The sequence below is a fragment of the Luteibacter sp. P4_E6 genome (assembly GCF_056401535.1).
Window position 1 is genome coordinate 1 of record NZ_JBFUJE010000830.1, and the last position, 1,219, is coordinate 1,219.

A 1,219-nucleotide genomic window follows, 5' to 3' on the forward strand; every position below is an offset into this window, starting at 1 on the left:
GCACTAGACCCAGCACGATCCGGACGTGAAGCAGAAGGACCTCATCGAAGGCGTGCGCGAGCTGATCCTCAAGCCCGTGCTGCCGGCGAAGCTGCTGCACAAGGGCACCAAGTTCCACATCAACCCGACCGGCAAGTTCGTCATCGGYGGCCCGGTGGGCGATTGCGGCCTKACCGGCCGCAAGATCATCGTCGACACCTACGGCGGCTGGGCCCGTCACGGTGGTGGTGCGTTCTCGGGTAAGGATCCGTCCAAGGTCGACCGCTCGGCTGCCTATGCCGCGCGTTACGTCGCCAAGAACATCGTCGCGGCCGGCCTCGCCGACCGTTGCGAAATCCAGGTCAGCTACGCCATCGGCGTCGCCGAGCCGACGTCCATCTCGGTGACCACCTTCGGCACCGGCAAGATTGCCGACGAGAAGATCGAGAAGCTGATCCGCAAGCACTTCGACCTGCGTCCGTTCGGCATCATCAAGATGCTCGACCTGGTGCACCCGATGTACCAGCAGACCGCTTCGAACGGTCACTTCGGCCGCAAGCCCTACGAGATGACCGACAAGAACGGCAACACGTTCACGGCGTTCTCGTGGGAGAAGACCGACAAGGCCGAGATCCTGCGCGATGCCGCGGGTCTTGGCGTGAAGGCTGCTCGCGGTAAGTAAGCGGTTCGCGACAGGTGACACGAAGACGGGCGCCAATTTGGCGCCCGTTTTTTTTGTGCCGTGCGAGCGTCAGGACGGTTGTCGGCGACATCGTGATCCCTCAGGCGGCCGTTCGCGAGGCAGCAAACCAGCTTCTCACGTCGGCAACCACGGCGGCCCGATGGAACTCGTCACTGAAGGCACGCTGCGGAACCACCATGGCGTTTCCGTTGGCTCCTACGATGACCAAGCCTTCAGGCGTCTCCGCCATGCCGCGGATTTCCTTCCAGGGCTTCGACCCGGACTTGCGTCCAATCGTGGTGGACCATCCCTCGGGCGTCAGGTGCAACGTGCGCTCCTGAGGCTTGAACATGATCTGGGGAAATGCCGCGAGGCAGATAACGACGACGGGGAGCCAAACCGCAAACCACAGTGCCATCGACACCAGTGTGTTGTTGCTGCAAAGCCAGGCAAGGTCGGCGGCGACAATCACATGGATCACCCAGAACTTCTTTCTCCAGGCGCGCCAGTAGATCCGCCAGATCTCGACGCGAGACGAGCGGTAGCGCAACGTATGCG

Annotated in this window: 1 protein-coding gene and 1 pseudogene; one reads left to right on the forward strand and one right to left on the reverse strand. The window is 62.5% G+C overall.

What is annotated here, in order from left to right; genetic code table 11:
- Positions 1–7: 7 nt before the first annotated feature.
- Positions 8–661, forward strand: a pseudogene (locus tag AC1DT2_RS23875) (methionine adenosyltransferase domain-containing protein); the annotation flags it as partial.
- A gap of 100 nt (positions 662–761) precedes the next feature.
- Here AC1DT2_RS23875 and AC1DT2_RS23880 read toward each other — a convergent pair.
- Positions 762–1,219, reverse strand: a 458-nt coding sequence (locus AC1DT2_RS23880; protein WP_477299174.1) for a YcxB family protein, incomplete at its 5' end; no start/stop codon positions are given.